The following is a 665-nucleotide window of genomic DNA, read 5'->3' as shown; positions in this document are numbered from 1 at the left end:
GACAATGATACAGCAAGATCTATTTTAGAAAATTTACTAATAAGAATAGAAACAAAATATCCTGTAGAAATCATAGATTATTATATAGAAAGGATTTAATATGATTATATACTTTTCAGCAACGGGCAATACCAAGCACGTTGTAGATGAAATAGCCTATAAAGGAGAAGAAATAATTGCTGTTGACCAGCAAAAAGATTTAAAGGAAATATATTTAAAAGATAATGATAGACTAGGCATCTTAGCACCATCTCATGCTGGGGGTCTACCTACAAATGTAAAAGCTTTTTTAGAAGATTTAAAAATAAAATTTAATAAGCACCCTTATACTTTCTACATAGGTACATGTGGAGCATCTACAGGTTATAGGAGTAGCCAAGTAAGGGAAATATTTATTAAAAAGGGCTTGGAGCTTGATGCATCATTTGCTATAAGGATGCCAGAAACATTTATCTTATTTTATGATGTAAATGATGAAGATAAGATAGAAAGGGTAAATGAAGAGGCTGATTATGAAATATCTCTTATAAAGAAAAGACTGGATAATGGAGTTTATGGCAATTTTATAGACTCTAAGGTCCCAAAATTTCTAGGAAATATTGTCCAATCAGCCTATGGAAAATTTAAATCTACTAAAAAATTTGAAGTAAGTGATGCTTGTATAT

1 protein-coding gene is annotated in these 665 nt (G+C 30.1%); it reads left to right on the top strand.

Translation table 11 applies throughout. The features are described from left to right. Positions 1–100: 100 nt before the first annotated feature. The coding region (locus AB9Q04_RS08065; protein WP_410024824.1) for an EFR1 family ferrodoxin at positions 101–665 on the top strand (565 nt) is incomplete at its 3' end.

This window comes from Anaerococcus groningensis (assembly GCF_046365465.1).
Taxonomy (GTDB): Bacteria; Bacillota; Clostridia; order Tissierellales; family Peptoniphilaceae; genus Anaerococcus; species Anaerococcus groningensis.
The sequence above is the reverse complement of the archived record's forward strand: the minus strand, read 5'-3'. Positions and strand labels throughout refer to the sequence as shown.